The 24,688-nt window shown below is 45.7% G+C and carries 33 protein-coding genes; 8 read left to right on the top strand and 25 right to left on the bottom strand.

Translation table 11 applies throughout. The features are described 5' to 3' along the window. Positions 1–112 precede the first annotated feature (112 nt). Complete coding sequence (locus CK627_RS20870) at positions 113–853, top strand: hypothetical protein (protein ID WP_095593279.1); 741 nt, start codon at positions 113–115, stop codon at positions 851–853. Positions 854–950: 97 nt separating this feature from the next. Here the strand turns inward: CK627_RS20870 and CK627_RS22740 are convergent, their stop codons facing one another. The 11 genes from CK627_RS22740 to CK627_RS20920 all read right to left on the bottom strand — a co-directional run bounded on the left by CK627_RS22740 (position 951) and on the right by CK627_RS20920 (position 6,435). Beyond that, on the bottom strand, positions 951–1,583 hold the full coding sequence (locus tag CK627_RS22740) for a hypothetical protein (RefSeq protein WP_157737208.1): 633 nt from the start codon (positions 1,581–1,583) through the stop codon (positions 951–953). A 664-nt stretch (positions 1,584–2,247) separates the two neighbouring features. Then, positions 2,248–3,195 carry a DUF3289 family protein gene (locus tag CK627_RS20880; RefSeq protein ID WP_157737209.1) on the bottom strand — a complete coding sequence of 316 codons (948 nt, stop codon included), beginning with the start codon at positions 3,193–3,195 and terminating at the stop codon, positions 2,248–2,250. Positions 3,196–3,289: 94 nt separating this feature from the next. Then, positions 3,290–3,472: a hypothetical protein gene (locus CK627_RS20885; RefSeq protein ID WP_095593282.1), complete on the bottom strand. Its 183-nt coding sequence runs from the start codon at positions 3,470–3,472 to the stop codon at positions 3,290–3,292. Further along, complete coding sequence (locus CK627_RS20890; RefSeq protein ID WP_095593283.1) at positions 3,469–3,900, bottom strand: hypothetical protein; 432 nt, start codon at positions 3,898–3,900, stop codon at positions 3,469–3,471. The genes CK627_RS20885 and CK627_RS20890 overlap by 4 nt, the downstream gene beginning before the upstream one ends. A 111-nt stretch (positions 3,901–4,011) precedes the next feature. Further along, positions 4,012–4,260 (bottom strand): hypothetical protein, encoded by a 249-nt coding sequence (locus CK627_RS20895; protein ID WP_157737210.1) that lies wholly within the window; start codon positions 4,258–4,260, stop codon positions 4,012–4,014. Positions 4,261–4,273: 13 nt separating this feature from the next. Beyond that, the gene (locus CK627_RS23175) at positions 4,274–4,408 is read right to left on the bottom strand and encodes a hypothetical protein (RefSeq protein WP_302476476.1); all 135 of its coding nucleotides are present in this window, start codon (positions 4,406–4,408) and stop codon (positions 4,274–4,276) included. A gap of 78 nt (positions 4,409–4,486) precedes the next feature. Beyond that, positions 4,487–4,870: a DUF1353 domain-containing protein gene (locus CK627_RS23215; RefSeq protein ID WP_095593285.1), complete on the bottom strand. Its 384-nt coding sequence runs from the start codon at positions 4,868–4,870 to the stop codon at positions 4,487–4,489. Beyond that, positions 4,863–5,060 carry a hypothetical protein gene (locus CK627_RS20905; protein WP_095593286.1) on the bottom strand — a complete coding sequence of 66 codons (198 nt, stop codon included), beginning with the start codon at positions 5,058–5,060 and terminating at the stop codon, positions 4,863–4,865. The genes CK627_RS23215 and CK627_RS20905 overlap by 8 nt, the downstream gene beginning before the upstream one ends. Before the next feature lie 195 nt (positions 5,061–5,255). Beyond that, positions 5,256–5,564: an HNH endonuclease signature motif containing protein gene (locus CK627_RS23220; RefSeq protein ID WP_095593287.1), complete on the bottom strand. Its 309-nt coding sequence runs from the start codon at positions 5,562–5,564 to the stop codon at positions 5,256–5,258. A gap of 100 nt (positions 5,565–5,664) precedes the next feature. Next, the gene (locus tag CK627_RS20915) at positions 5,665–6,153 is read right to left on the bottom strand and encodes a glycoside hydrolase family protein (protein ID WP_095593288.1); all 489 of its coding nucleotides are present in this window, start codon (positions 6,151–6,153) and stop codon (positions 5,665–5,667) included. Continuing rightward, complete coding sequence (locus CK627_RS20920) at positions 6,154–6,435, bottom strand: hypothetical protein (protein WP_095593289.1); 282 nt, start codon at positions 6,433–6,435, stop codon at positions 6,154–6,156. A gap of 162 nt (positions 6,436–6,597) precedes the next feature. Here CK627_RS20920 and CK627_RS22745 point away from each other — a divergent pair, with 162 nt between their 5' ends. Next, a complete protein-coding gene (locus CK627_RS22745; RefSeq protein WP_157737211.1) occupies positions 6,598–6,984 on the top strand; it encodes a hypothetical protein in 387 nt (128 codons plus the stop codon). A 98-nt stretch (positions 6,985–7,082) separates the two neighbouring features. Further along, on the top strand, positions 7,083–7,871 hold the full coding sequence (locus CK627_RS22750; RefSeq protein ID WP_157737212.1) for an HNH endonuclease signature motif containing protein: 789 nt from the start codon (positions 7,083–7,085) through the stop codon (positions 7,869–7,871). A gap of 193 nt (positions 7,872–8,064) precedes the next feature. Here CK627_RS22750 and CK627_RS20930 read toward each other — a convergent pair whose 3' ends face one another. From CK627_RS20930 to CK627_RS20980, 12 genes are all read right to left on the bottom strand, one after another. Beyond that, positions 8,065–8,364 (bottom strand): hypothetical protein, encoded by a 300-nt coding sequence (locus CK627_RS20930; protein WP_095593291.1) that lies wholly within the window; start codon positions 8,362–8,364, stop codon positions 8,065–8,067. Positions 8,365–8,483: 119 nt separating this feature from the next. Further along, positions 8,484–11,336: a hypothetical protein gene (locus CK627_RS20935; protein ID WP_095593292.1), complete on the bottom strand. Its 2,853-nt coding sequence runs from the start codon at positions 11,334–11,336 to the stop codon at positions 8,484–8,486. Between the two features lie 57 nt (positions 11,337–11,393). Then, complete coding sequence (locus CK627_RS20940) at positions 11,394–11,759, bottom strand: hypothetical protein (RefSeq protein WP_157737213.1); 366 nt, start codon at positions 11,757–11,759, stop codon at positions 11,394–11,396. Between the two features lie 14 nt (positions 11,760–11,773). After that, on the bottom strand, positions 11,774–12,163 hold the full coding sequence (locus CK627_RS20945; protein WP_095593294.1) for a hypothetical protein: 390 nt from the start codon (positions 12,161–12,163) through the stop codon (positions 11,774–11,776). A gap of 203 nt (positions 12,164–12,366) precedes the next feature. Then, a complete protein-coding gene (locus CK627_RS20950; RefSeq protein ID WP_095593295.1) occupies positions 12,367–12,828 on the bottom strand; it encodes a hypothetical protein in 462 nt (153 codons plus the stop codon). Positions 12,829–12,846: 18 nt separating this feature from the next. After that, on the bottom strand, positions 12,847–13,242 hold the full coding sequence (locus tag CK627_RS22755; RefSeq protein WP_157737214.1) for a hypothetical protein: 396 nt from the start codon (positions 13,240–13,242) through the stop codon (positions 12,847–12,849). Between the two features lie 14 nt (positions 13,243–13,256). Next, a complete protein-coding gene (locus tag CK627_RS20955) occupies positions 13,257–13,805 on the bottom strand; it encodes an HK97-gp10 family putative phage morphogenesis protein (RefSeq protein WP_095593296.1) in 549 nt (182 codons plus the stop codon). Between the two features lies 1 nt (position 13,806). Then, entirely contained in the window at positions 13,807–14,133 is a 327-nt protein-coding gene (locus CK627_RS20960) for a hypothetical protein (protein ID WP_095593297.1), read from the bottom strand. Positions 14,134–14,141: 8 nt separating this feature from the next. Next, positions 14,142–14,708 carry a head-tail connector protein gene (locus CK627_RS20965; RefSeq protein ID WP_095593298.1) on the bottom strand — a complete coding sequence of 189 codons (567 nt, stop codon included), beginning with the start codon at positions 14,706–14,708 and terminating at the stop codon, positions 14,142–14,144. 52 nt (positions 14,709–14,760) lie between these two features. Further along, positions 14,761–15,990 carry a phage major capsid protein gene (locus CK627_RS20970; RefSeq protein ID WP_095593299.1) on the bottom strand — a complete coding sequence of 410 codons (1,230 nt, stop codon included), beginning with the start codon at positions 15,988–15,990 and terminating at the stop codon, positions 14,761–14,763. A gap of 286 nt (positions 15,991–16,276) precedes the next feature. Next, entirely contained in the window at positions 16,277–17,131 is an 855-nt protein-coding gene (locus tag CK627_RS20975; protein WP_095593300.1) for an HK97 family phage prohead protease, read from the bottom strand. Further along, positions 17,070–18,392 (bottom strand): phage portal protein, encoded by a 1,323-nt coding sequence (locus CK627_RS20980; protein ID WP_095593301.1) that lies wholly within the window; start codon positions 18,390–18,392, stop codon positions 17,070–17,072. The genes CK627_RS20975 and CK627_RS20980 overlap by 62 nt, the downstream gene beginning before the upstream one ends. 428 nt (positions 18,393–18,820) lie before the next feature. On the opposite strand from CK627_RS20980, the gene CK627_RS20985 reads away from it, so the two are divergent. Then, the gene (locus CK627_RS20985) at positions 18,821–19,780 is read left to right on the top strand and encodes a hypothetical protein (protein WP_095593302.1); all 960 of its coding nucleotides are present in this window, start codon (positions 18,821–18,823) and stop codon (positions 19,778–19,780) included. Positions 19,781–19,808: 28 nt separating this feature from the next. On the opposite strand, the gene CK627_RS20990 is transcribed toward CK627_RS20985, so the two are convergent. Then, entirely contained in the window at positions 19,809–20,174 is a 366-nt protein-coding gene (locus tag CK627_RS20990) for a DUF3846 domain-containing protein (RefSeq protein WP_157737215.1), read from the bottom strand. On the opposite strand from CK627_RS20990, the gene CK627_RS20995 reads away from it, so the two are divergent. Continuing rightward, positions 20,113–20,985 carry a hypothetical protein gene (locus tag CK627_RS20995; RefSeq protein ID WP_437339681.1) on the top strand — a complete coding sequence of 291 codons (873 nt, stop codon included), beginning with the start codon at positions 20,113–20,115 and terminating at the stop codon, positions 20,983–20,985. The two genes, CK627_RS20990 and CK627_RS20995, sit on opposite strands and share 62 nt — an antisense overlap. Before the next feature lie 69 nt (positions 20,986–21,054). On the opposite strand, the gene CK627_RS21000 is transcribed toward CK627_RS20995, so the two are convergent. Then, complete coding sequence (locus CK627_RS21000; protein WP_017782057.1) at positions 21,055–21,456, bottom strand: VOC family protein; 402 nt, start codon at positions 21,454–21,456, stop codon at positions 21,055–21,057. Positions 21,457–21,665: 209 nt separating this feature from the next. Here CK627_RS21000 and CK627_RS21005 point away from each other — a divergent pair, with 209 nt between their 5' ends. The 3 genes from CK627_RS21005 to CK627_RS21015 all read left to right on the top strand — a co-directional run bounded on the left by CK627_RS21005 (position 21,666) and on the right by CK627_RS21015 (position 24,621). Beyond that, positions 21,666–23,231, top strand: a complete 1,566-nt coding sequence (locus CK627_RS21005; protein WP_095593304.1) for an AlkA N-terminal domain-containing protein — start codon at positions 21,666–21,668, stop codon at positions 23,229–23,231. Then, positions 23,228–23,707: a methylated-DNA--[protein]-cysteine S-methyltransferase gene (locus tag CK627_RS21010; protein WP_017782059.1), complete on the top strand. Its 480-nt coding sequence runs from the start codon at positions 23,228–23,230 to the stop codon at positions 23,705–23,707. The genes CK627_RS21005 and CK627_RS21010 overlap by 4 nt, the downstream gene beginning before the upstream one ends. 125 nt (positions 23,708–23,832) lie before the next feature. Next, the gene (locus CK627_RS21015) at positions 23,833–24,621 is read left to right on the top strand and encodes an SIR2 family NAD-dependent protein deacylase (RefSeq protein ID WP_017779188.1); all 789 of its coding nucleotides are present in this window, start codon (positions 23,833–23,835) and stop codon (positions 24,619–24,621) included. Positions 24,622–24,688 lie beyond the last annotated feature (67 nt).

The raw sequence follows: 24,688 nt of genomic DNA on the forward strand, positions 1-24,688 counted from the left end.
CTGCGCGTTCGCTCTTTTAGCTGCCCCGCGAATTATTTCTGAGGTACGCCCCTTACCTCTATGTGCCAATCCAAGCAGCGTGATACCATCACCGCAACCTAGGAGTGTCTCTATGCTTTTCTACACGATGCGGCGCACTGTAAGAGGTGTGTTCAGCTTAACGTCTACCTGGCTTACTGTGTCGGTTGTCCTGTGCGTTGTCATCGTTGCGATCAATGCGCTTGTGTGGGACCACATGCTGGAGCCATTCAATGGTGCGGCAGCGCTTGCATCGGCAGGGGTGGACTTGTTGCTGGCGTATGTAGCAGGTTACATCTTCTACGTGCTCACAAGCGTGTATCCAGAGTACAAGAAGTTACAGGCTATCTATTTCGCAGTAATGCAAACAGAGCTTATAGATGTAGCTCACGAATATGCAGATTTATTAGGTGACTTAGTACTGCAAGGTGAGCATATAGATGCGCTAACAGCGTTTGAAACATATGGCTCTAAGAAAGGGCAATCGTTATTAGTCCAAGCAACTAAAGACATTAATATGCTTGATGAAGTCCCAAACCAAATCAGTACAACATGGCTTGAATATCTTACTAAGGTAAACACTAGTGAACAGCATAGCATAGAGAAGATGTTGCGTTTTGATATGGAGATAGAGCTTGAGATAAAGGTATTGCTTACTAACTTGCTGCACTCTCCATATACGCAGACGCTGAACCATATGAACAGCAAGAGCAATGCAGAGAAGATGAAGACTATTCCTTTTAAGACAATTGTTTATCGATTACATATGCACTTGAGTTTATGGCTCAAGCTACAAAATCACATAATGAGTACATTAACAGGCAATAGGTTATAAGGACGTCATTATTTTGTGAAGTTGCCATCATAAAGATATTACTTTATTTTTTCTGCTAATCGTTTTTTTGGATGTGACTAGTCACACCCAAAAAGCATTACCTATTGTAAGATGATTTAATGTTAGTGAGCAGGGCCGTAATGCATGCACATAGCTCTGCATCAATATGTTTAAGTTCCAGTGTATAATCTATTAATTGTTTAGCTAGATTTTGAGAATAAAAAGCATTTATTGGAGTGTCTTCATTAATCTGTTTCTTAATGGCATCATCATGTTCTGTCATCAAATCCCAATAGATGGAGTATGAATCTAACATGCCTTTAGCAATCGTGTAGACATTTATAATACTAGACCTAAGTTCATGATTCTTTACTTTTCCGACTAGAGCGCTGTTGCTGTGGTATACAGGAAAATAATCATACTCTGTTCTATATTTAACAGGCAAAGCCTCACCAGTAGGAACAGAACGAAGCATAGTGCCAACGGTATTGTTATACCTGTTGTATATGCTTTCGATTTCATCATGTATTGACCATATGAAACCAACAAGCACGTCTTCGTTAGCTTGCTGAATCATTGCCTGCTGATTATCGCTGGCGATTCGTGTTGCTTCCATTGTCGCGTTTCTTGTCATTCGACCACCAATTACTGCCCCAAGTAATGAGCTAACTACACTAGCACCAGCAGTTATTAATAGCATTGAATTATTACTTATAGTATTAAAATCCATCAGTACCTCCATCTAAAAAAATTATACCTGGACGCCAGTAAGTATCGAGAATGTAAGTCTTTCATTGGCTGAGAGTCTTTTAGCCGCGTAAATTACTTGAGATATCGAGTCATTGACATCTTGAATTCCAATAGCTGTAGCTTGAAGTAAGTATGTAGCGTTACCAAGGCCCCACGCCACTCTGAATGTGACGGTTGTTGCCGTCACATTCAGTATAGGGCTTGTTATTAGTGCGTAATGCAGGTCTGCTAGATCCTCCACTCTCATATCTTGTAAGCTCATAAGCATCCTTGTTTCGTGGCCACATTCGTGCAATGTACCACTAAGCAATACTAATATCCACAGAGGTTCACTTTTTTGAAGGTTAATTAAATTGGTTATGAGATATATGTTGTTCTTTATTGATATCAGGCTTTATCCATCGATGATGGTGCATCATCGATGGATCCTTATGCAAGGAAGTATATCGCCGCAAAAGCAAGAGCGTTCAAGACACTGTACAGGTACTTGCGTTGCTTGATGAACACAATCTCCGTTATGATGTTCGAACCGATATAAAGGAAGTAATACAGCATTAGAACAATGGATAGCTCGCCCTCGTTATGCTTCAACGTAATGTAAAGCACAATGAAGTGGTTGATTAAAAGAAACACTATAAAGCGCATTACCACTCTCCCTGTATCGGGTAGTTCATTTCCATCACGGTTATAAAGGGCTTATAAGCGTAAATGTCCAAATGCTGGACAATAAACCACGAACGGAAAACAGATAGCAAGCTGTACTCTTTGATAAGCCCATTTGTGGGGTCAGGCCCAACGTCTGGCAGGTCTAGCCCGAAGTGGTCATAGAACGTTACTTGCACATTGGCGCGGTAATGATTGCCTGCTCTTTCGAACTTGGTGATGGTGGCATCGCCTGCCCACACGCCATTCACTGCCATTGTCAGGCCGCCCATCAAGTCACTGTCAAAGCCCAAGCGCTTGTTGAATGCGGGTAGCTTAGGCTTGTTTGAGTAGCTGCCGTGCCAATCTTCCAACGTGAGCTTATTGATATCGCCTTGCTCTGCTTTGATCTTGGCGTTCACGCCATCCAAGATGTTCTTCACAAACGCTTGTGTCTTTGGATGGCCACGTACAGCTTTGGTTAGGGCAGGGTGCCTGAACTCACCGCCTGTGTTTGCTTGCGCTTGGCCGATCATGGCTAGGACAACCATCTTGAGATCGCCTGAACTGAAATACCGTCCAGCTACACGCCGCCATGTGTCGAAATGCTCTTTAGCCCCGTTAGGGCTCATGTCCTCACCTTGAAAGGCACGGGTGCCGCCTACTGTCTCAATGGCGCGTATCTGATCAGCTGTGTACTCGCCAAAGAGCATATCTTCGGCTGTGCTGCCGTCGGCGTTCTTACCAGGGCGCGTACTGGATTGGTACACACGTATAGGCACATGCACCTCAGTGGCGCTTGTGGTATCGGCGGTTTCGCGCTTTGGCTTGGACTGTTTAGCAGGTGGTGCATGGGCGAAGACCGGAACAGGCTTACACGCTTCTTGCGGTATTGGCTCACGCCAAAGCCCTAGTCCTTTACCATATCGAAGCATCTGTTCAGGCGTCATGGCAGTATCCATTTAAGCAAAATGGTTATTCTGCCATAGACTCAATTGTTACGGCTATACGGAAATGTCTGATACTGTCGCAAGGATTTTTATATCAGCGTTTTAGGCGCTGTACTTCTTCGATTGCTTTGTCTTTCACGTAGTCCACAGCAGCTTGTTCAGCAGCTTCGACCACTTTATTGGTGGCCTCTTTTAGCGGACCATTAATGGTTCTTTGGAAGGCTTCGTCTCGGACTACTTTGGTGAAGAATTTCTTTATTGAGCTCCAGATATTCATTTATTTTTCTCTAAGTTGATGCCGTACATTTCAGCCGTTAAGCCTGTAGGGTCGTTATAAATGCCACAGAGTAGTTCTATTTTTTGCTCTCGCTCCATCTGTAGCCTGTTCACTTGTGTTATTACCTCTAGTGCGCACGAAACACCTCTAGAAGCCAAGCTGTACTGTAACGTGCTCAGCTCCCATTGTTCATGCCACATATCTGCTCGCTTACTTTCTAACTCAATGTTTTTTAAAGCGCAGTCTTTCAACTTATCGAAGGCATTTTGGTATTGCTTTGAGTTCTCCATCATCATTGTGCTGCATTCTATAGAATGGCGAGAAATCTTCATGGAGCATTCCCTCTTTGTATTAGCTTTTGTAATTTTGTATACAAAGAAATTAGTAATGGCAATCGCCATGGCAAATAAAACCATGCTAGCTACCATCACTTATCCTCTTCATCTAACTGCGCGTTGTTCTCGCACAGCTCATCGAATACTTTAGCATTCTGCTCTGCGGCTTCTTGTACCCAAGGCTCAAGAGGCAAATCATATATTTTACTCTCCATACTTGGCTGCCCGAACTTGAAGCATTGCATCTACTAATACAGTGGATAGCTGTATGCGTTGGTCAAGAAGATTTTCATCTTCAGTCTTGAATGTTGCAGCAACTAAATCATCAAACATGCCATTATCTTTGTTGTATTCTTCAATAGCGCGTTTAATCTTTTCATCACGCTCAATCTCAAATAGTTTTTGGAGTTCTGCTGCTTTATCTGTCAGTACGTTTGAGCCTTTGTTCTTCATGTTTGTAATCATATTATTCCTCATAATTTCGTTTAGCTTGCAAGAGGGCAAGCTGAAGCTCTATTGTTGCTTGTTTTTTGCGTTGTGCTTGATACCATTCAAGCTTCATCATTTCTAAATTCAGTTCAATCATTTCAATGCTCATCATGTTCCTTCACTTTTTTGCTCGTGCTTTATTATAACAATTGTATTTATGCCTAATTCTCAAGGTTTGTTTCAGGAGTACTTATAAGTGACTCCACTTTCTAGGCTTAAACGAGCTCCGGCCAAATGCTTGCACAGCCAGAAACATGCTTTCTATAGTCACGTTAGGCACGTTGGCTTGCTGCATGAGCTCTTTGAAGATCATGTCAGCTACGTTTTTAGTGCATTCAATGGTGCTAGTGCGATAGATGTAGTCATGCACTACGCTAGCGCCTGTATACAGACCGAACGGAGAAAAGATGCTCCACAGTGCGCGAGGTACTGAGGCTAAGTCCGTAACGAAGCCAGAAGGGACTGTCACCGCCATTAAGCTTGTTTGTACTGTATATGGCTCTAGCACTTTATAGTTCAGGCTTGTTATCTGCTCTAGCTTGGGCTGTTTAAAGTAAGTAGTGGAGTTATTCATCGTCTCGCCTCAGCATTAAGCCAAGCAGGATTTCGCTTACTGCTTTTCGAGTTACATGTTTGTCTGTTACTGCATGGCGCATATTGAAAATGATATTGTTAGGATCCTGTGCGTTTACAGTAATCAGGATGGGCTCACCTTTGTATTCAACTGCTAGGCCATGTATGTGTTCGATGTTGATAAAGCGCATTTGTGCTCCTTTAGATAAAAATAAAAAGCTCCGTGTATTGGCACAGCAAAAACAAACACAGCAAAAAGCAGCAAGAAACAAGCTGGTTTTCATTAAAAAGCCACGTAATAAGTGCAGTAAAATGGCTTAAAAGTGCTGCTTTTATGTTGCTTTTGTTTTTCGGAGGAATGCACGGGGGTTAATAGAGGGATCAGCTTAGCGATTGTTTAGTATCCACTTGATCATGTCGCTGGGGCTTAGAGTGCCTGCGGATCTTCGCTTCTTGGCTGCTTGGGCTGTCTTGGTGTTATGGCAGGGGATGCATAGGGCTTGTAAGTTCGTCTTGTCTAAACGCCTATCCCAGTTGTCATCTATTTCTTCGATGTGGTCACATATCACTGAGGGAGTGATCATGCCGTTGGACTTGCAGTGCGAGCAAAGGACGTGCTTTGCCATGTAGGCATTGCGTAGTTTGACCCATTGCTTGGAGTTGTAGAATTCTTGGTTGTTTGTAGTGGATGGCATTTTCTGCTCTTATTGTTGTTGTTACTTGCTGCAAGAAATGCAAGGAAAGCTTATTATAATAAGGAAACCTTGCATTTCTTGCAGAGCAAAAAAGGACGCACTATTGCTTTTTAGCATGAGCCTCAAGTACAGACATGTGTCCCTTTACTCGACTCGGTGTTTGCTTGTACCAAGCACTATCCTTCAGCTCTTGAGCTGCTTTGCTGTAGTCCATGGCCTCAAGTGCAAGTTTGAACTTTTTAAACTTACTTGTAGTACCAGAGCCCAGCTGAAACACCATTTCGACTAGAACTTCTTGCACCCCTACTGGGTACAAATTCATAGAAAATAGTTTTCGTGCTTGTTGCTCTGCTTTAGCTAGGTCCAAGCTGAATAGCATCATAGCTTTTAGCTCAGTTATCCCGCTTTTATACGCTTTAACTTCTGCTGGGCTACACAAGTGGCCGTAACCGATAGTGTCAAAGCCCAAGCTGCATTTATAGATCTGGAACAAGCCATTTCGATATGAGCCTACTTTAGCTTGGTGTTCTTTAGTTCCTTCGTTAGCTTTTACTCTTTCAATGAAACGTGGTGTGGTAATACTAGTCATTCAATCCCTCTGCTGTTTATCCTTATGTTCGCGGACATAAGTTCTGATTGTCTCAAGCGAAACACCAAAGTAATCACCAACAGCTTTAAGGCTATACTCACCGGAGTTATAGAGTTCAACGGCTGCTTTTATAGAATCCGAGTCGAGCTTTTTTGCTGGACCCCTCTTAGCTTTTTTCTGAATCCTGCTTTGCATGTCAGCCAAAATCTGGGTGCTTACTGAATTTAAATCTGGGTTTGGTTTTTCATTTGAATTTATATCGTTGCGCTCAATGTTTGTCATTGGTCTTTCCTTATGTTTTCGGCTCAGTATTTATTAGAAAACCTCTGTTATCACCCTTGAATTTAACGTTGAAGTTATAAATGTATTTATGATAGGATTATTAAATGGATTGATAAAAACAGCATAACTCTATATCGCAGCGTAATCCGCTAAAGAGGAAAAATGGTTGTTCATATTAGTACGGCAACAGTTTTCGCTCATGAAAACAGAAAAAAACGAATGAATCTTCATTTCAATCCAATGGTCAATTTTGAAAATTTTTGGGAATTTCCTTCCAGTGCATTAGAACAGGTTCGTTGGGAAATATTATCTGATGTATTCGGGAACCATATATTTGATTGTGAAATTAGTTCCTCTTCACTAATTGATAGTATACTTAATGGAAATGTACTTGAGTTTCACCTAAAGGTTATAGATGTCCCTTTTGCTTATGATAACTCTGCATGTAAGTTAAAATTTTCTGCGATACTTAACTCCCATGAGCACTGTGAGTTTCAACAGGAATTTTGGGGGGTAGTTAAAACAAGGTGGTCAGTGGGATTATGTTGACCTCACGCACAAAAATCGCTTGAATAGGGACTGTGAATTCGAGGTGTTACCAGCCTACCATGCAAGTATTGATATCTTCCATAAAAAGGGAAATGTAAGTGTCGATTAATCAGATAGATCTCAAAAAGTTATTTAGCCTCTCTGCTGGACAATGCAATATCTGTAAAAGAAATGTAATAGAAGATGAGGTCGTCATTGGAGAAATGGCCCATATAATTGCAAAAAGCCCAACTGGACCAAGGGGTGATATAAATAGAGTTCAGGATAATAGCTATGACAATCTGATACTGCTGTGCTCCATTGATCATAAAAAAGTAGACTCCCGACCATCTGATTTTCCTACTGAATATTTAAAATCCATTAAAGAGCAACATGAAGCAGATATTGCGAGGCGGTTGAATAGAACCAGCGAATATGAGGAGGACCTACGTTCATTGAATCTTCTGTTTAATTACATTCCATTTTTATCCCTCAGAGGGATGGCAATGAATTTGCCTTATAAATTGTCAATGGAGTTTGAGGTCATCGAATATTTTGAAAATTTTCAAAAAGATAATCCACACTCATATCCATTTTGGGACAAAGAGCTAACACGCTTATGGGATAACTTTATATTTTCCACCGATGAATTAGATTGTTTCATGAACAGCAATATAAGTGGAAATAAATTTTATCCCTTTGGTAAGTCTTCTGGTGATTTAAATTGTTTCAATATCTATGTAGGCGATGACAATGGTCGATTTATTGTAATGAATAAACGATTCCTCACCAGTGAGCAGATTGGCCTTATAGAGGATAAAATCACTCCTTTAGTGCAATCATTCATTTATAGCCATACAGAATTAGTCAACTATATTCGTTATAACTTCCGCGATATTAGATGGTAGAAATGTAATATGAAACTTGACTCTATAGCCTAGATAAAAGATGAGGATGCAACTTAGATAGGAGCACCCTCATTTAAAATATTAGGTTGTTATTGTTGCGGTTGACATTCCGAGATAATTACGCGTAATGAAAAATCCTCAAAAGTGAGCAAGGAGTAATTACCTTAGCGTAGTCATGTACGCGGTTACGGTATTACTTCCGTTGTAGTAGTAGCTTAATATCAGCACGTAATTCAGTAAACATAGTTTCCATTCTAGTAACCATCTTATCCCGATCACTCCGAAGTTCGGCTAATTCATCATCATGCGCCTCAAGTTTACTAGTTGAGCGAGCGTTATCTACTGCTCTATCTTGCTCCATTTGGGTGACGCGATCTTGCAGTTTAGTTACATCAGACTTCATGGCTTTATATGTGCCATAGCAAGCTGCCGCAATTGATGGCAGCATAATAGCAAGCTCCGAATATGATAATTTAGCTAAAAAATCGAACATACTTCGTTCCTTCTGTTTGGGAAGTTTAACTTCCTTCTTATAGTTATTAAAAGGGGCATTAATTGCCCCTGCGTTTGTATTTGTTATTTACACTTTGAGATCAATAGTTAAATCAGAAGTTACGCCAATCTAATACCACGATCATTCAAAGCACTTTGAACGCCTCTAGTAATGGCATCGATGTTACGACTTACAAGATCAGCTTCGTACTCGTCATTCGCGATTACGTTGCCTTGAGTAACGTTTGAGACATGCACTTGAACAGAAGAGCCTGAACTGAAATTGCCGTCCTTATTAGCTGCTAAGAAGTCCGTCATGTCCTTGTTCAAAGCGGAGCCCATTACGCGCTCGCCTTTAGCCAAGTTCCAAGTACCCTCGTTGGGTACATAGTCGATACCATCGTGTGCTTGGCCCTGCCATTTCTGTTGTTTGATCATGGCAACGTTCATCAAGCCTTGCGCAAGCGCCATACCACCAAAGACCATGTTCATCGGGAAAGGCCATACAGCCATTGTCGCGTTTACAGCGGCGAAGGTGTTCATCACCGCTTCGGCTATCTTCATCTTCTTGTTAAGCTCAAACGCTTTCTTTGAGCGTGTAGCAGCTTGCTCCATCAACTGCCCGCCTAGCTCCTTAGACATCTTGAGCTGTGCGTCTCGGTCCTGTCCTGCGCGTTCCAGGTCGTTATTGCTATAACCCTTCAGCACAGACTCACGCTCACCGTAAGACTCCATATCACCGTCTAAAACAGCAGTACCTATCCTGAAAGCTTCATCCACTACAGTGTCGCCGTAAGCGTCTCTAAGGGCCTTCATGCGCTCCAAGTGCGCGTTAAGCTCTTCCTCGCGCTGTGCTTCAAGCTGCTTCATCTGGTCATTGCTGAGCTCACCACGCTGGCGCTCGTCTTCTATGCGCTTGTCCCACTCGTTTTTCATGCGCTCATGTTCATCAAGCTGCTTGTTATTGGCACCAACAGCACCACCTTGAATTGAACGTGCGCCATCCTTGCCTAAGCCGCGCATTACTTCAGCGTGTTTATCGTTTATCTCTTTCATTGTGCGGTTAGCACTTTCAAGCCTGCGCATTTCTTGCTGTTTTTGAAGCTCTTCCATTGCTATGTCGTGCGAGAGTTGAAGAGCCTTTTCAGCTTTAAGCATATCCTCGCGGATCTTCAGATATTCAGCGGATCCAACTTTGGCGTTTTTAAGGGCATCAGTGAAGTAATCAACTCGAATTTGCTGCATGTCATGAAACGCATCTTCAAGCTCTTGCTTTTCATCTGCTGTTTTACGCTGCCATTCAGATCTTTCATCAAAACTAAACTTTTTGTTTAGCTCTTGTAGTTTCTTATCAAAGTCTTTCTTCTTCTCAAGATACGCATCCCAAGCTTTTGAGTTTGCATCCGATACCTTTTTAGCTGCATCAGCGTCAGCTTCATCCCCAACATCCTTAGCAAAGTTCTTTTTACCATTCGGCTTATTATTTGCTCCACCACTTGCAAGCGGTTTATTCAAAGATTCATTGAGTACTTTTCCAGCCTTCTCAAATACCCCATCTACGGCTTTTTCATTGCTGTGGTAATCGCCTTTGGCTATTTGTTTAGCTTCGATGATATCTACTTGCTTGCCTAACTTATCTAAACTCTCAGATAGTTTGTTCGCATGTTCAGCAGCTGCTTTCTGTTCGCCGTAAAACTTATCCCACGCACTTAAATTATCCATGCCGCTCTTTTTATAGTCATTGACTATAGCGTTTCGGTTAGCATCCAAATAATCCTTTTGCGCATTGGCTTTTGTTAGCTCTTTATTTGTGGTGTGGTATTGATCAACAGTTTTTTTGTCATCCTTGTTTAAGTTGCCAGTGCTGATAGTAAGTCTATCAACACCAAACATGCCCAATGCATTAGACATTATTACGCTTTTATTCATGGCGACTTTCATAGTGTCCATCATGAAATTCAAGTCATCCAAGAATTTAGCCATGCCAGTTACGGTTTCTTTTACAAACTGAAAGATCGCATTCGCTTGGTCTTTTACGTACTGGTTAAAGCCATGATCCAAAGAGTCTTTGCCATTACCTGTAAAAGTATCAATTAACTTTTTAGTCCAGTCATCGCACATCATAGAAAACAGAGGTGCAAACTTAGACAGGATGCCCATTATTGTGCTGTCTATAATGTTTTTTAAGTTCATGAATTTGCCGGTAGCTTCTTGAACTGGGCTCATATCTACCGCTATTGCTACACCTTGAGCAAAGATCTTGTTAATTTCGTCTTTGCTGAGCTTCGCAATGGACTGCCACAATTTACCAGCATCAGACATGTCATCAGCTAAGTCAGCTGCTAAAGCTGCACCTTGCTCTTTAGTGGCTTTGTTGAAAGCGTCATGCATGGAATAAACCATATCGAATGCGCCTTGTTTAGTAGCATCATTCAAACTGGAATAGGTATCTTGCAAGAAGGACTTCATACGGTCTTTAGAGCCTGCTGATCCAGCTTCAATCTTGTCTTGTAGTTTCACAATGAGCTGCAAGCGTGCATCCATCATCTGCTCAGCCTCAACGCCCATCCTGGTAGCTAGCATGTGGTAGGCGCTTGCCTCTTTCACTGTTAGCCCGTACTGGTCGCCCATTCTCTGCATTTCAAGGCGTTGGTGTGCGATTGCAACGGTATAGAGCCCTATAGCAGCAGCGCCAGCGGCAAGCCCTTTAAGGTAGTTGCTGGGTGTAATGAGAGCCTTAGCCATGTCTTTAGCTGCATTGCCAATTGATTTGAAGTCATCGATGATGCCAGCTGCTAAGTGTTTAACTACAGTGCCAGTCACTTTGAATGTGGTAACGATTGCTTTGCCTGCTTTTGAAATCAAGGCACTGTTATGGAGCGCTGATTTACCTGCTTGGCCCATCTGAGCAACAAACTGAGCTGAGTTAGCAAGCAAATTAACGGCAAGCGTACCTGCGGTATATACGGCCATGTTATTTCCTTATATTGGGAAGTTTAACTTCCTTCTTGTTCTTATAAAAAAAGGGGCTTATAGCCCCTTCTTGTTTTTGCGCGTTCTTTTTTTAGGTTCAGGGGTTAGTTCATCTTGTGTATCTTCAACAATAATAACGCCAGCCATTTGGCGAAGCTCTTCGCGCCGTGCATCAGCTTTACGCTTAATCTTGGCGTGTCTCTCTTCATCAGTTAACAGAAAATCAGGAACGGTGAAGCTTCTATTATAATTGTCATAGAATTTGTCATGCAGCTTGCCTCCGCCTACATGTACAGAACAGGCTGTATTCTGCAATATCAAGCCGTGCAAATTCGGATCCATAGGCTCAAGCTCCATTAACGCAAGACAAGCTTCATATTCGAGCTGGCTTAGTTCACGCATGGAATCGAAGTTGAACCCCATGAACCGCATTACCTTCATTCGCTGGTAGAGTTCGCCTCGGTCAAAGATTGCTCTCCAGAGCTTTTTTTTTCTAGTACAGAACGGTCTTCAGTAATAATGTCTTCGAGTTGCTTGACTAGAGCAGCACCAAACAAGGAAGTGAATTCACGCACTTGTTTATCATTCTTGAAAACAGGGGTGCGATCAGCATTAACAAGCCCACCTTTCAGCGCAATAGTGGTCATATCAGTAAGCGCATTCTTCAGTTCATCGGAGCTTTTAGATTGTGACGCTTTGATAGAGCGAGTTGCATAAGCTTTGTAATCGTCCGCGCTCAATTCGCGGCAGTAAAATGTATGCCCTTTATAATTGAATTCGATAAGATCCGGCAGCAGGTCATACATAGTTTCAAATTTAAAATCCATTTTCATTCCTCGTTTGTTTTTATTATTAGTGTCTTATTGCTTTAATCATTGGCTTTAAACCGAGTCGTGCTAATTTTCTATACAGATCGCAACTTTATATAAAGTTGACGACTGTGCATTTATTGCACTAAGGAATCCTTTCAATCGCATTTAAAAATTGAGGATGAAGCTAGCTAAGCCTCACCCTCATCGCGAGGAAACTCTTATTTAAAAGTGGCTTGAATGGCGCCAGCTGGTTTCAGCTTCAAAGTAACTTCAACCATTTCGCCTTCACCGCCAGCATTTGGGGTGTTTACTTCAGTGATGATGTGATCGCCAAAAGTAATGTCGCCATATCCGGCTTCGATGAACTTAGCGGAAATAGTGCACTTGTCTTTATCATTCATTGCAGCACGTAGCTGGGTATAAATGGCGCGATTGTCATCACCCAACAGGAACTTAACTTCACGATCACCATACTTCAGAGTACCAACAGCATTCATTTCAACGCCGGTAGTAGTAGTTTTAGACTTAACTTCACGAGTAGTAGTGTAGCCGCCAATTTCAGTAGTATTCGGGATTAGAGTGGTAATCTCTGCATCTGTTTTACCAGCAGCGAAGTTGATAAAAATGGAAGTCCCTTCAGTTGAAACAGTGGATTTCTTCGCGGTAGTAGTAACGGCCATATGGCCTCCTTATTTTTATTATTGTAATGTTTTGGTTTCAAGGTATTTGACATGTACATCAACGGTGCAAGTTAAGTCCATTGATGTGAAAGCGTTGTTAGTACCAACAACCGAAGTAACCATGTCATAAGTGAAGTCATATCCCTTTTCTGTTTTAACAGTACTATCTTCGAATAACCTTATGAGCTGATATTGGAGTTGCATGACTTCTGGGACAGTAGTGCCCAGAACCTTAAAAGATATAACTGAGCTTCTTCGGGTATTTGTACCTTGAACGGTAAAGGGATCTGACTTATTTGAAAGGGTGATGCACACAACAGCAGGTAAAGCTGTACTTGATTCTGGCTTAAAGCCGATGTGTGCATCTATTTTCAAAGCAGACTTTATTGTTTTAATTATTGCTGCTTCAAGCATAAGGTATCCTTATGTTATGGGAACGTCTGTGGTTTCGCTTGCTTAGATTTTCTATTTGCTTTAGCTGCCATCTTTTGAATCTCGTTGAAAGTTTCATCGATAAAGGTTTGAGCTACTTGAGGGGCATTATTGTAGAGGGCAGTGCGCATGAATGGGTTTGGTTGAACCGCACCAACATGGACTTCATAGGGGGATACTGGTGTACCGTAGAAGTGATTTCGCATAGTGCTGTATTCATTACGGCCAAACTCAACTGCACACGCATAAGCGCCTACAGCTTTAGTCGTATAAACAGAGCACGTTAAGAACGTATCTACGCCCTTTTTCTGCATCTTCTTTGTTCGCTTAGAGACTTTTATTTTGATATTGTCTTTTAAGTGAACGCCGTTTATCACTACTGTATTTACAGGAGCTGAACTTATGACTTCATCCTGTACTATCTTCATCGCCTTCTTTATGCCTGCTCTTGCTGCCTTAGTGCCTAATACAGTGCCTAAATCAGTCAATGCCTGGCTCAATTCTGGCCCGCCTGTTGTTTGGTAGGTTGCTGTCATAGAGGCCATGTTACTGCTCCTTTATGATCGCTATCTCTACTTCGCCATCTGCAAACGGCACTTGTTGAAGCTCAATCTTATAGATTTCATTTTCATAGTACGTCTGTACCTTTACGTGTGTGCAGCTCGATAGTTTAGGATGCCAAAGTACCCTTATCGTCCCACGCTTTAACTCACGTTCATTCAAGCTGTATTCTTGCACCTTTACATAAGTGACGGAGCCTATTGTTTTGAATGCTTCCTTTAAAACTACACCTAGCTTTGAATTAAGCTCTTCGTCTACTGCATCTTCAGAAACATAAAAGGTTAGCCCTGTATTATAACGACTGTAATCCATATGCCTCCTTAGCTTAGTAGAACGTAAGCTGACATAAGCTGAGTAGAGCTAAAAGCAGCACGTTTAAGGCTTTCAGAAGTCAAATCCGAACGTACTTGTACAAGCGTGGCTGCAATTAGCAAGATGGCGTGTTTCAAATCAGCTGGTACTTCAAACTGGCCTTTAGTTGCATAACCAGATGTGTATTCAACTTGAACGTTACGCTCGTTATTGGCTTTGAAGATAATGCGATTCTTGTCAATGTAGTAATCAACGTTCTCAGTTAACCGTTCGCCAGTATCAATATACGAGACTGCTTGTATAGTTGGATTGCCATACTTCAAGCTCAAGTACGTATCAACGCCTTTAAGCTGCACTTCATTTTGGATGTAGTGCAAACGTAGCTTTCTATTTGTTGATGTCTCTACATAAGCAAAGGCAGCGTCTAAACAGCGAATAAGGTGTGCATCCATCCCATCATGCAAAATCAAAGTCTGGTTTTTTAAGTCATCAACTGAAATGCACTTTTCAAACTCTTTACATTCAATATGCTCGGTCAAGATTCGTAATCTAACTGGTCTAGTAAAACTCTGCATTTAACCTCCTTGTTGTTTAAGATATGGGGCCCTGAGGCCCCATAAAAGGAGATTACTTAGCAGCTTTAGGGGTTTTCAGAGCCTTCAGTGCAAAGCTGTCATTCATACGCAGACCCATACGCATACAATCATAAACGTGGGTATTACCGCCGTTCTGGGCAGCGTCTTGTACAAGGTGAACACCTTCAATTTCGTAGAATTGAACAGCGCGAGCAAAGTCACCAAACATTGCAACTACTGCATCCGGTTGATCCATTTCAGGCATGAACGGGTCTTTGATGCACGGACGGCCCAGAATACGGCCATCATAGCCATTGGTGTACAGCTCAGTGATCAGCGGGCCAAATTTGTTCTGGCAGCGAGTCAGCTGATCGAAAGTGCCTTCGGCTAGTACAATCGGGAGATCCTTGTTGCGGCGATATGCCATAGGCATAGAGCGGATCATGGCTTGGATAGTGCTTACAGTAACATCGAAGTCTTTACCAAAGTCTTTCGGGATTTCAAAGTACTGGAAAGCGTCATATGGACGAGCAGCATCAGCCAGATTGGAGCTGAACATAGAGAACAGACCTTTCATGTGCTTGTCGCCGTACAGAGCAACATAAGACGCTTTGTCGGTGATCAGCTGCGGTACTTCATTGATTAGGGAAGCAACGTCAATTTGGCCATCCTGAGCGAATTCCAGGGTGATTTCCAGTTTGGATTCGAGCTTAGTCCAAGTAGGCTTGTAATCACCAAAAGAACCAGTACCGGTATTAACGGTAATAGCACCATCTTTGTATTCATCTACAGCAGTGCGGATCTCAGAACCTTCTTTCAGGCGGATCTTGATCATAGTTTCATCATTAACGCCAGAAACAGATTTGATGCCTGCATATTGGAAGATTGGTGATACGTCTTTCAGACGAGTTACGATTTCATTGGAATACATCGGCAGGAAGACAAGGCCAAATGCCGGATCTTGGGAGTTCAGAATTGATTTTTGATCGCCATACTCACCTGCTTTAACGGCTTTGGCCATTGCAGTTACATAATCAGAGAATTTCAGAGTAGCGATAGGTTCTTGGGTAGACATAGAATTCATTCCTTTGGCTTGAGCTTTTTGGAGTTGCTCGATTTCAGATTTCAGGGATTGGATAGAAGTGGATGCGGCTTCGAGTTGTGATTTAACTTCCAGCGCGTCTTGGACTTGGGATTTCAGTTGCTCAACTTCAGCGGAGTTCTTTTGGATGAAAGTATTTTGAGCGTCCGAAATCTGGGTCAGGATTTCGTTGTGATCCATTTATTAACCTCATTAGGCTGTTTTATTGTTGTTGTTATTTCGCTCTTTCTGAGTTCAACGTCCCGTTAAACAAAGGAATAGAGAAAGGTGGTGCTCTTTAATTCAGGTGAATAAACATCCCGTTTAATCAGTTGGATTAAAAAACGAAAAATTACTTGAAGGGTTTGGATTGATTTCACTCGGACGAGTGTTTGAATATTCAATAAGCGGGGTGAATGCCCCGCAGGAGGGAGTAAGTTGCCTTACATTTGTATTTATAAAAGTAGAAAGCAGGTATTCAGAGTAATTACTTCTGGAACATTTCCAGTATTAGCTGAAGTCTTTTCATGTCAGGCTTTTTGCGCTTGTCATCGTCTTCATCTTCAGTGGCCTCTTCTTCGGCTACATCGGGCTCTGTAGTCTCTTCTGTATTTATAACTTCGGGTTCAGCAGTTTCTTCTGTAGATTCGGGAGTTTCAGTTACATCTTGCTCTTCAGTTTCTTCAACTTCTTCTTCAGTTACATCTTCTGGCTCATCTTCAGGTTTTTTAGCAATAGCTTTAAATCCAGATGCCATGAATAACTTAGCTTGCTTTTGACTTAGTCCAAGCTCGCGTAAGCATTTCTCCATTTCGCGTTCAGATGGCATTTCACCATTAAGCAAATGCGATTTAGCAGCATCGATGCGGCTCTGTGTATTGCAAGGGCTTGTTACAATGGATACTTCAAACAGCTCAACATCCAATAGCAAGTTAGCTTTCTGTTTGCTGTCCCATTGAGTTTCAATCTCAAAGTACCCAATAGATAGGCCGTTGATTGCGCCAGCTTCAATTAGCAGCTTTGCTTCATCTGCTTTTTGGATGCCTTGGATTAGCTGCCCACGTACACGTAGGCCCTTTTCATCCTCGAATGCTTCATTCCATACACCAATAATTTGATCTTGCTGGTGCTGCCATAGCATTGCTGGTACAGAGCCTTCTTTCATATGCTTATTTAGGGATCGAGTAAACGCCCCTTTCATGGTGATATCACCAGCATAATCTTTGAAATTGAACGTATTGGCATACCCTTCGATAATGCCATCCCCGTTTTCGTTAAACTTAGTTACGTTGAACTGGAAGCTTTTCTTTTTCTGGATCAGTTGGTTCTTTTGTTGGGTCATCTTCAACCTCGTTGTTATTGTTATTATCAGTTTCGGTATTTGTAGCCGTGCTTTCTTGCGCTTGATTCTCTAAGTGCTCAGCAATAGTGCCAATGTTTTCATTATTGTTTTGGAGCTTATAGCGGTCGCCATCATCATCTAATGTGTAACCCAAATCCAAACGGGCTTCGTTCAAAGTGATGATCCCAGCGTTATACAAAGCCATCATGTTTGTTTGGCGCGTAGCTGTATCGCCTCTAGTCAACTCGGACTCGTCAAGCTTGAAACGTATATTCAATGGAGCTAGCTGGCGATCAAAAGCTTCTTGGATACGTTTGATGAAAGGTGAAATAGTCTCAGTGTAAAAGCTCAACATTGATTGGCCGTAATTGCTGTATTTGACATTCGCGGCACCATCTAAGAAGTGCTCAGGTACACGGAAGATCGAGCAGATTTCGGAACGGCTATATTGGCGCTGCTCAAGGAATTGAGCATCTTTGTGATTTAGGCTGACTGACTTCCAATCTACGCCACCTGGGATAAACGCAATTGAGCCGCTAGCATCAGGGCCCGCTATCGTTTCTTCTAGCGTGTCTAAGATTGCATCCATCTGTTCAGCTGTGTACGTAACATTATCTTTAGGCGTAATTACACCAGCAGGTACTCCCGCTTTCTCGCTGAAGCTTCTGGCATGCTTTTCATGGATTGCTGATAGTTCAATTGAGTTTCTTGCTAGCTCAACACAGCCAATGCCTTTTACTAAATCTGGGCCAGCGGCACGAATATGCAGAATTTCATCTTTGCTATATTCAGTTTTGTAGCCCGATGTTTTTTGCAGATTGGGATTTACTACGAGCTTATATACTAACTTTCCGCCTACAATTTGAGGCTGTACATGGTGGGGATTTTCAATAGGAAGGAGCTCAATGATTTCGTCATTGAACCTTGTTATGACGGCGTAGAAATTGCCTGCGTAGCATAAGTGATATCCAACCATTTCAAGAAATGTTTGCATTGTTTGAACATCATTAGGCCAGCGAGTCAAAACATTCAAGCTCTGGTGCCGATGAATGATTTCATCGCCTTTAGGGGAAGTCTGGTAGAGGTATGCAGGAAGCTTGCCTATCGTTTCAGCGATGATTTTGCTACATGCTGCTACGGTAGGTTGCCACTGATATGATCGGTAACTTAGTTTGTTTACTGCTTCGTAATTACTAAACAAGGTACTAATGTCATATGACTTGGCCTTTGCTCCTTGGATACGAGCATTCTTTTTGTTCATGTGTTCCCTTATTGTTATTGTTATGGGGAGTTGTTGCTTGTTGTATTTATACGTGGGAGTTAAAAGGATTATTCAGGGGATGCAGTAAAAGTAATGCAATGCGCAAGTGCTGCTGTCGCTTGCTGTAATGCGCCGTGCGCGTTTATACGTGCTTGTTAGTGCACTGCTATAGCTGTGCGCTTAAAGCGCGGAGACGCAAGGAGAGGCGTTTGTGTTGCTTGTGTGCAATAGAAAGGAATGGAGTGCTTGTTTGCTGTTTTGTGTTACTGCAAGAAATGCAAGGTTTCCTTATTATAATAAGCTTTCCTTGCATTTCTTGCAGGCGCTAAAGGCATAATCCCAACTACGTCCATCAATAAGCATTACCTCGATAAGCTCGATTTGTGTGCTATGATACGGTTCACTTTTATACAAGGAGGCGTAGCATCGTGAACATTGTTTTTAATGTAGATGGAAAAAAAGTCCCTCTAAAATCGTTACAGTACATCAGCAAAGCAAACCAACTAGAAGTAATGCGCAATTGGTTCTTTGAAAACTTCGAAGATCCAGTAGAGTCATGCCCTTATAATGGGCGCGAAGGCGGATACTTGTACATATATGGCGGCCCGTATGAAGCAAGTGACGAGCTACAAAGCATGTTCGGCCAGTATGTAAAAGAGAACTACATTGAAGAGTTAACCGATGAGCTCCAAGATCAATGTTACGAATGGTCAGGCAACTCCAATAACGTTGATGATTGGTACGATGAAGACTTATACGATGCAATAGCGTCTTCTGATAGACCATTCGTTAAGTTTGTTGAGAATCTAGACAGCATAAAAGCATTAGCAAAAGATAAAAACGAGCGGCAGAAAGATCATCTACTTAGTCTTTTGTACACTAATGTCATTACAGCCTTAGAAACGCTTTATGTTGAGTTGTTCATCCACGCTATTGAGAACGATGACTCATATATCGCGGATTGCATCGAGAAAGGAAAGACTGAGTTCAAAGTAAGCAAAGAGATTGCTGCTTTACATTTCAAGGGTGCGTCCATCGAAAAGATAAGAGAAGAGCTGATCAAAGCAATCAAAGAGCACTTGATTAGCGCTAGTTGGCATAGTGCGAATCTAGTTGTTAAACGCTATAAGGCTACGTTTGACATTGAAGTACAAAAAGAATGGCCGATAGATGCAATTGAAATAGCAACACAGAAGCGAAATCACTTGGTGCATCGAGGCGGAAAGGACAAAGAAGGCAATCTTGTAGTGATTACCGAGCAAGATTTAGAGCAATTGCTAGATCATGCAATGTCACTAGGTGGAAAGCTGAACGAAAGTCTTATCAATGCATTGCTGAAAAAAGAAAGAGAGGGCCTAGACGCCAAACTAGCTGCCCTTGAATTTTGAATAAGAGGGGGCAATGCCCCCTCTTCGTTTAACGGCACAAGAGCTGTACTTGCTCCTCACTTAGCCCAGTAAAGTCCCTCCCGTTATCACCCACGATAATAACAGTGCCAAAGGCAACTGGGGTTTTGTGGTATGACATGTGTTCAGGCCAGTGTTGGTACAGCCATGAATCCATCGGTACGTACCAACGCAATGAGCCATCCATTAACCCTTCCTCGTTAACAATTACAGCAGCCCATGGCTCGCCCTTGGCCTCCAAGTACCTAGCAACCTCTATGCGGCCACCTACTGCCGCTTGCATCTGTTGGAGTTTTTCGCCTTTGCTGAACTCCATGACGGTCTGCTTCAGTACGCCATCAACTACTTCAAACTTTAAAAATTTATTGCTCGTCATACACTTATCCTCTCGTTGTGTTTTGTGCAGTTGCATTGCCTGCACGGACGTGCGCATCACCACCCGCTACAACGAGCAGGAGTTCGTCTCCAGCCTGATGGGTATCGTCCACGAAACCGGTCACGCCCGTTACGAGCAGGGCTTGCCGCGCCAGTTGCTGGGCCAGCCAGTGGCCGAGGCCCGCTCCATGGGCATTCACGAGAGCCAGAGCCTGTTCTGCGAGATGCAGCTCGGCCATGATCCCGCCTTCCTGGCGTTGCTGGCGCCGCACATTCGCGCCCACTTCGGCGAGCAGGCGGCGTTGGCGCCGGCAAACCTGGTCAAGCTCTACAACCGGGTCGAGCCCGGCTTTATCCGGGTCGATGCGGACGAGGTGACCTACCCGGCCCACGTCATCCTGCGCTACGAGCTGGAGCGCGATCTGATGGAAGGTCGCATCGAGGTGGCGGACATTCCCGCGCTGTGGGACACCAAGATGCAGCAGTGGCTGGGGCTCTCCACAAAGGGCAACTACCAGAATGGCTGCATGCAGGACATTCACTGGACCGACGGCTCGTTCGGCTACTTCCCGAGCTACACGCTCGGCGCCATGTACGCGGCGCAGCTGCGCTTCGCGCTCGAGCGGGAGCTCGGCAGCATGGGCGAGCTGATCGCGGCGGGCCGCCTGCCGGAGATCTTCGCCTGGCTGGGTCGCCACATCTGGTCCCAGGGCAGCCGCTACAGCACCGACGAGCTGGTCAGCCGCGCCACCGGCGAGGCGCTGAATCCGCACTGGCTGCGCCGCCATCTGGAGCAGCGCTATCTGAAGTAAGGCCAGCGCGCCCGCCAGCAGATAACAAACGGGGCCTCGCGGCCCCGTTTTTCATGGCGGCGTGGCGCGTCAGCGCCCGTCCGGCACGCCGGTGAACTCGCGCAGCTGCAGGATGTTGCCCTCGGGGTCGAACGCATTGCGCACCACGAAGCCTGGGCCTGACCACTGCTGCGGCAGCAGGCCTCCGCCGAGATCGGCCGCTTTCGCTTCCGCCCAAGCGAGGCTCGGCACGGTAAAGAACAGCTTGATGGCGCCCTGCTCGCGCAGCTGCGGTGGCGTGGTGATCACCACCTGCTCGGCATAGGGAGCGGGGATTGCGTGCAGCAACAGCTGGATGTCGGCGTTTTCCTGCACGATCAGCTCGTCACTCTGGCTGCGGATCTCCATCTGTAGCAGGGTGCGATAAAAGTGGCTCAGCAGGCCGGGCTCCCTGGCGTAGATCAGGGCGCCGGCACGTGCGGGTCCTGGCATGGCTCTCTCCTCCTTGGATGTTGTCCCCCCAGATTCGCACACTTGCCCCCTCAAACCGATCTGTTTTTCATGCCCTGCAGTCGCGTGCGCGGCGTCTGCTTTATTTCAATTGCTGTCCGTTTCTGGCTAGTCATCGCCTTCGTTCCTGCTTAGTCTCTCACTCATCCGGGCCGCCGTGCCCGCCCCGTTTTCGGCGCAAGGAGCCACCAATGCCAACAGATCACGTCATGACGATGCCGCCGGCCCCAGAGGATGAGGCAGACCTGCCGCTCAGCGCCGAGCAGTGCCATGCCGCCCGCCTGGCCCGCGATGCACGTTTCGACGGCCGCTTCTTTACCGGCGTGCTCTCTACTGGCATCTACTGCCGGCCTGTCTGTCCGGCGCGGCCACCGCACGAGCACAACGTGCGCTACTTCCAAAGCGCCGCCGCAGCGGAGCAGCATGGCCTGCGCCCCTGCCTGCGCTGCCGGCCTGAGCTCGCGCCCGCCGCCCCCGGCGATCTGCCGCCGACACTGGCACGCCTGCTGGCCCGGATCGATCGCGGCGAGCTGGCGGAAGGCTCGCTCACCGCGTTGGCTGAACAGGCCGGCATCAGTGAGCGCACGCTGCGCCGCCAATTCGAGCAGCACCTCGGCGCTTCGCCAAAACAGGTGGAGCAGACGCGCCGGTTGCTGCTCGCCAAGCGGCTGCTGACCGAAACCCGGCTGCCCATCACCGACATCGCGTTTGCGGCGGGCTTTGCCAGCATTCGCCGCTTCAACGACGCCTGGCAGCAGGCGTACGGCTTGGCGCCGCGAGCGCTGCGTCGTCAGAGCGAGCCAACCGGCGACGCCGCCGCCCTGACGCAGGCTGCGCCACAGACCGAGGAGGGGGCGATGCTCACGCTGCAACTGCCCTACCGCCCCCCTTATGATGTGGCGGCCATGCTGGCGTTCTACCGGCTGCGCGCCATTCCGGGGCTGGAACGGGTAGATGGCGAGGTGTATGAACGCCTGCACCGGGTCGGCGATCGGCTCGCACGGGTGCGCATCAGCCAGGGCAAGGGGCACAGCCTGCAGCTCAGCGTCCATGATCTGCCGCCCGCCGCGCTGCCGGATCTGCTGTATCGGGTGCGCCGAATGTGGGATCTCGATGCCGACATGCAGCGCATCGGGGCGCGGCTCGGGCAGGATCCGCTGCTGGCACGCCTGCAGGCACGCTGGCCGGGCGTTCGGCTGCCCGCCGGCTGGGACGAGTACGAGGTGATGTTGCGCGCCATCGTCGGCCAGCAGGTATCGGTCAAGGGGGCCATCACCATACTCGGGCGGCTGGTGGCGCGCACCGAGGCGCAATTCGGGGTGGCGCAGTTGCCCACCCCAGCCCAGTTGTGCGAGCTCAATCTGGACGGTATCGGCATGCCCGGCAGCCGGATCAGAACGCTGCAGGGGCTGGCACAGGCGCTGGCCAGCGGCGAGTTGAACTTGACCTGCGCCAGCGATGAACAACTGCTGGCGCTACCCGGCATCGGCCCCTGGACGGTCGCCTACTGGCGGCTGCGCTGCGGACTGGACCCGGATGCCTTCCCCGCCTCGGATCTGGTATTACAAAAAGCGCTGGGAGGCGGCACCAAGTTGCCGGTGAAAGCGGTACTGGCCCACAGCGAAGGGTGGCGACCCTGGCGCGGCTACGCGGCGAGCTGGCTGTGGCATGCCATGAGCGAGCAGCCGGCACTGTTGACCGAGTCAGCACCAGGCGGCGCAGCAAGCGGCAACCCATCAGAGGAGACAACCCCATGATCCGCTATGATATCCTGCCCAGCCGCTGTGGCGATCTACTGGTGGCCATCGACGAGCGCGGCCTGTTGCACGTGGACTTTGTGGCGGGGCTGCGCGCACTGCCCGACATGCGCGACTGGCAACAGGACAAGACGGCGCTGGCCCCTTTTCTCGCACAATTTGAGGCCTATTTTGCCGGCCGCCTGCAACGCTTCAGCCTGCCGCTCGCACCAAGAGGCACGGCGTTTCAGCAAGCGGTCTGGCAGGCCCTGTGCGACATCCCCTACGGCGAGACCCGCAGTTACAGCGACATCGCCCGCGCCATCGGCAAGCCCAATGCGGTGCGGGCGGTGGGCGCCGCCAACGGCCGCAACCCGCTCTCGATCATCATTCCGTGCCACCGGGTGATCGGCCAGAACGGTAGCCTGACCGGCTATGCGGGGGGACTGGAGATTAAAAAGACGTTGCTGCAACTGGAGAATATCAGTGAAAGATAATGTAATACCTGTAAACCATAGACCCTATCTATCATAAAATAATATCCACCGCAGATTTACGATTTCATCGACTTTTCTAACCCGGGTATAGTGGCAGAACCATATTTATTAAGGAGAGATTAAATATGGAGCAGCTACTATCGGCCTTTAGACAAGGCAACGTCATTCTTTTTGTTGGGGCCGGGGTATCGATGAACCTTGGTCTTCCATCATGGTCAACCCTGCTGGACAAGATCGCCAAGGATCTGGGCTATGAGCCTGAAATATACAAATCTTTTGGCGATCACTATGCGCTGGCAGAATATTATCGTTTACAAAAAGGCAGCATAGGCCCTTTAAGAAGCTGGATGGACAGAGTTTGGCATTCACCTGACATTGATATTTCAACGTCCAAAGTCCATGAATACATTGCCAAAGCTAACTTTCCGATAATATACACCACCAACTATGATCGCTGGATAGAGCATGCCCTCGCATATTATGGCAAGCCATTTACCAAAATCGCATCGGTATCAGACTTTACCCGAATCAAAAGTGACAAGGTGCAAGTTGTAAAATTCCATGGTGATTTTGATGATGACAAGTCCATTGTCATTGATGAGACCAGCTATTTTGAGCGGCTTGAATTCGAAACACCACTGGATATAAAACTGCGTTCAGATGTGCTGGGTAAATCAGTGTTGTTTATCGGATATAGCTTGGCCGATATCAACCTGCGGCTTTTATTTTACAAACTTTCCAAATTATGGAAAGCCAACCGGGCGGGTGATGCCCAGCCGAAATCGTATATTTTCTCGGCCAGGTCGAATCCGGTACAAGAGGCCGTCCTTGAGCAATGGGGGATCAGCATGATCTCATCTGAAAAAGAGAACCCAGGAGAGGCATTAGAGGCGTTTCTGAATAAATTCCAATAATTGAAAATCTTGAAGGCACCTCCCCGCACCGGCAATCAAGCAGGGGGCGCCATCCCTGTACATGCTG

The organism is Aeromonas dhakensis (assembly GCF_002285935.1).
GTDB classification, from domain to species: domain Bacteria; phylum Pseudomonadota; class Gammaproteobacteria; order Enterobacterales; family Aeromonadaceae; genus Aeromonas; species Aeromonas dhakensis.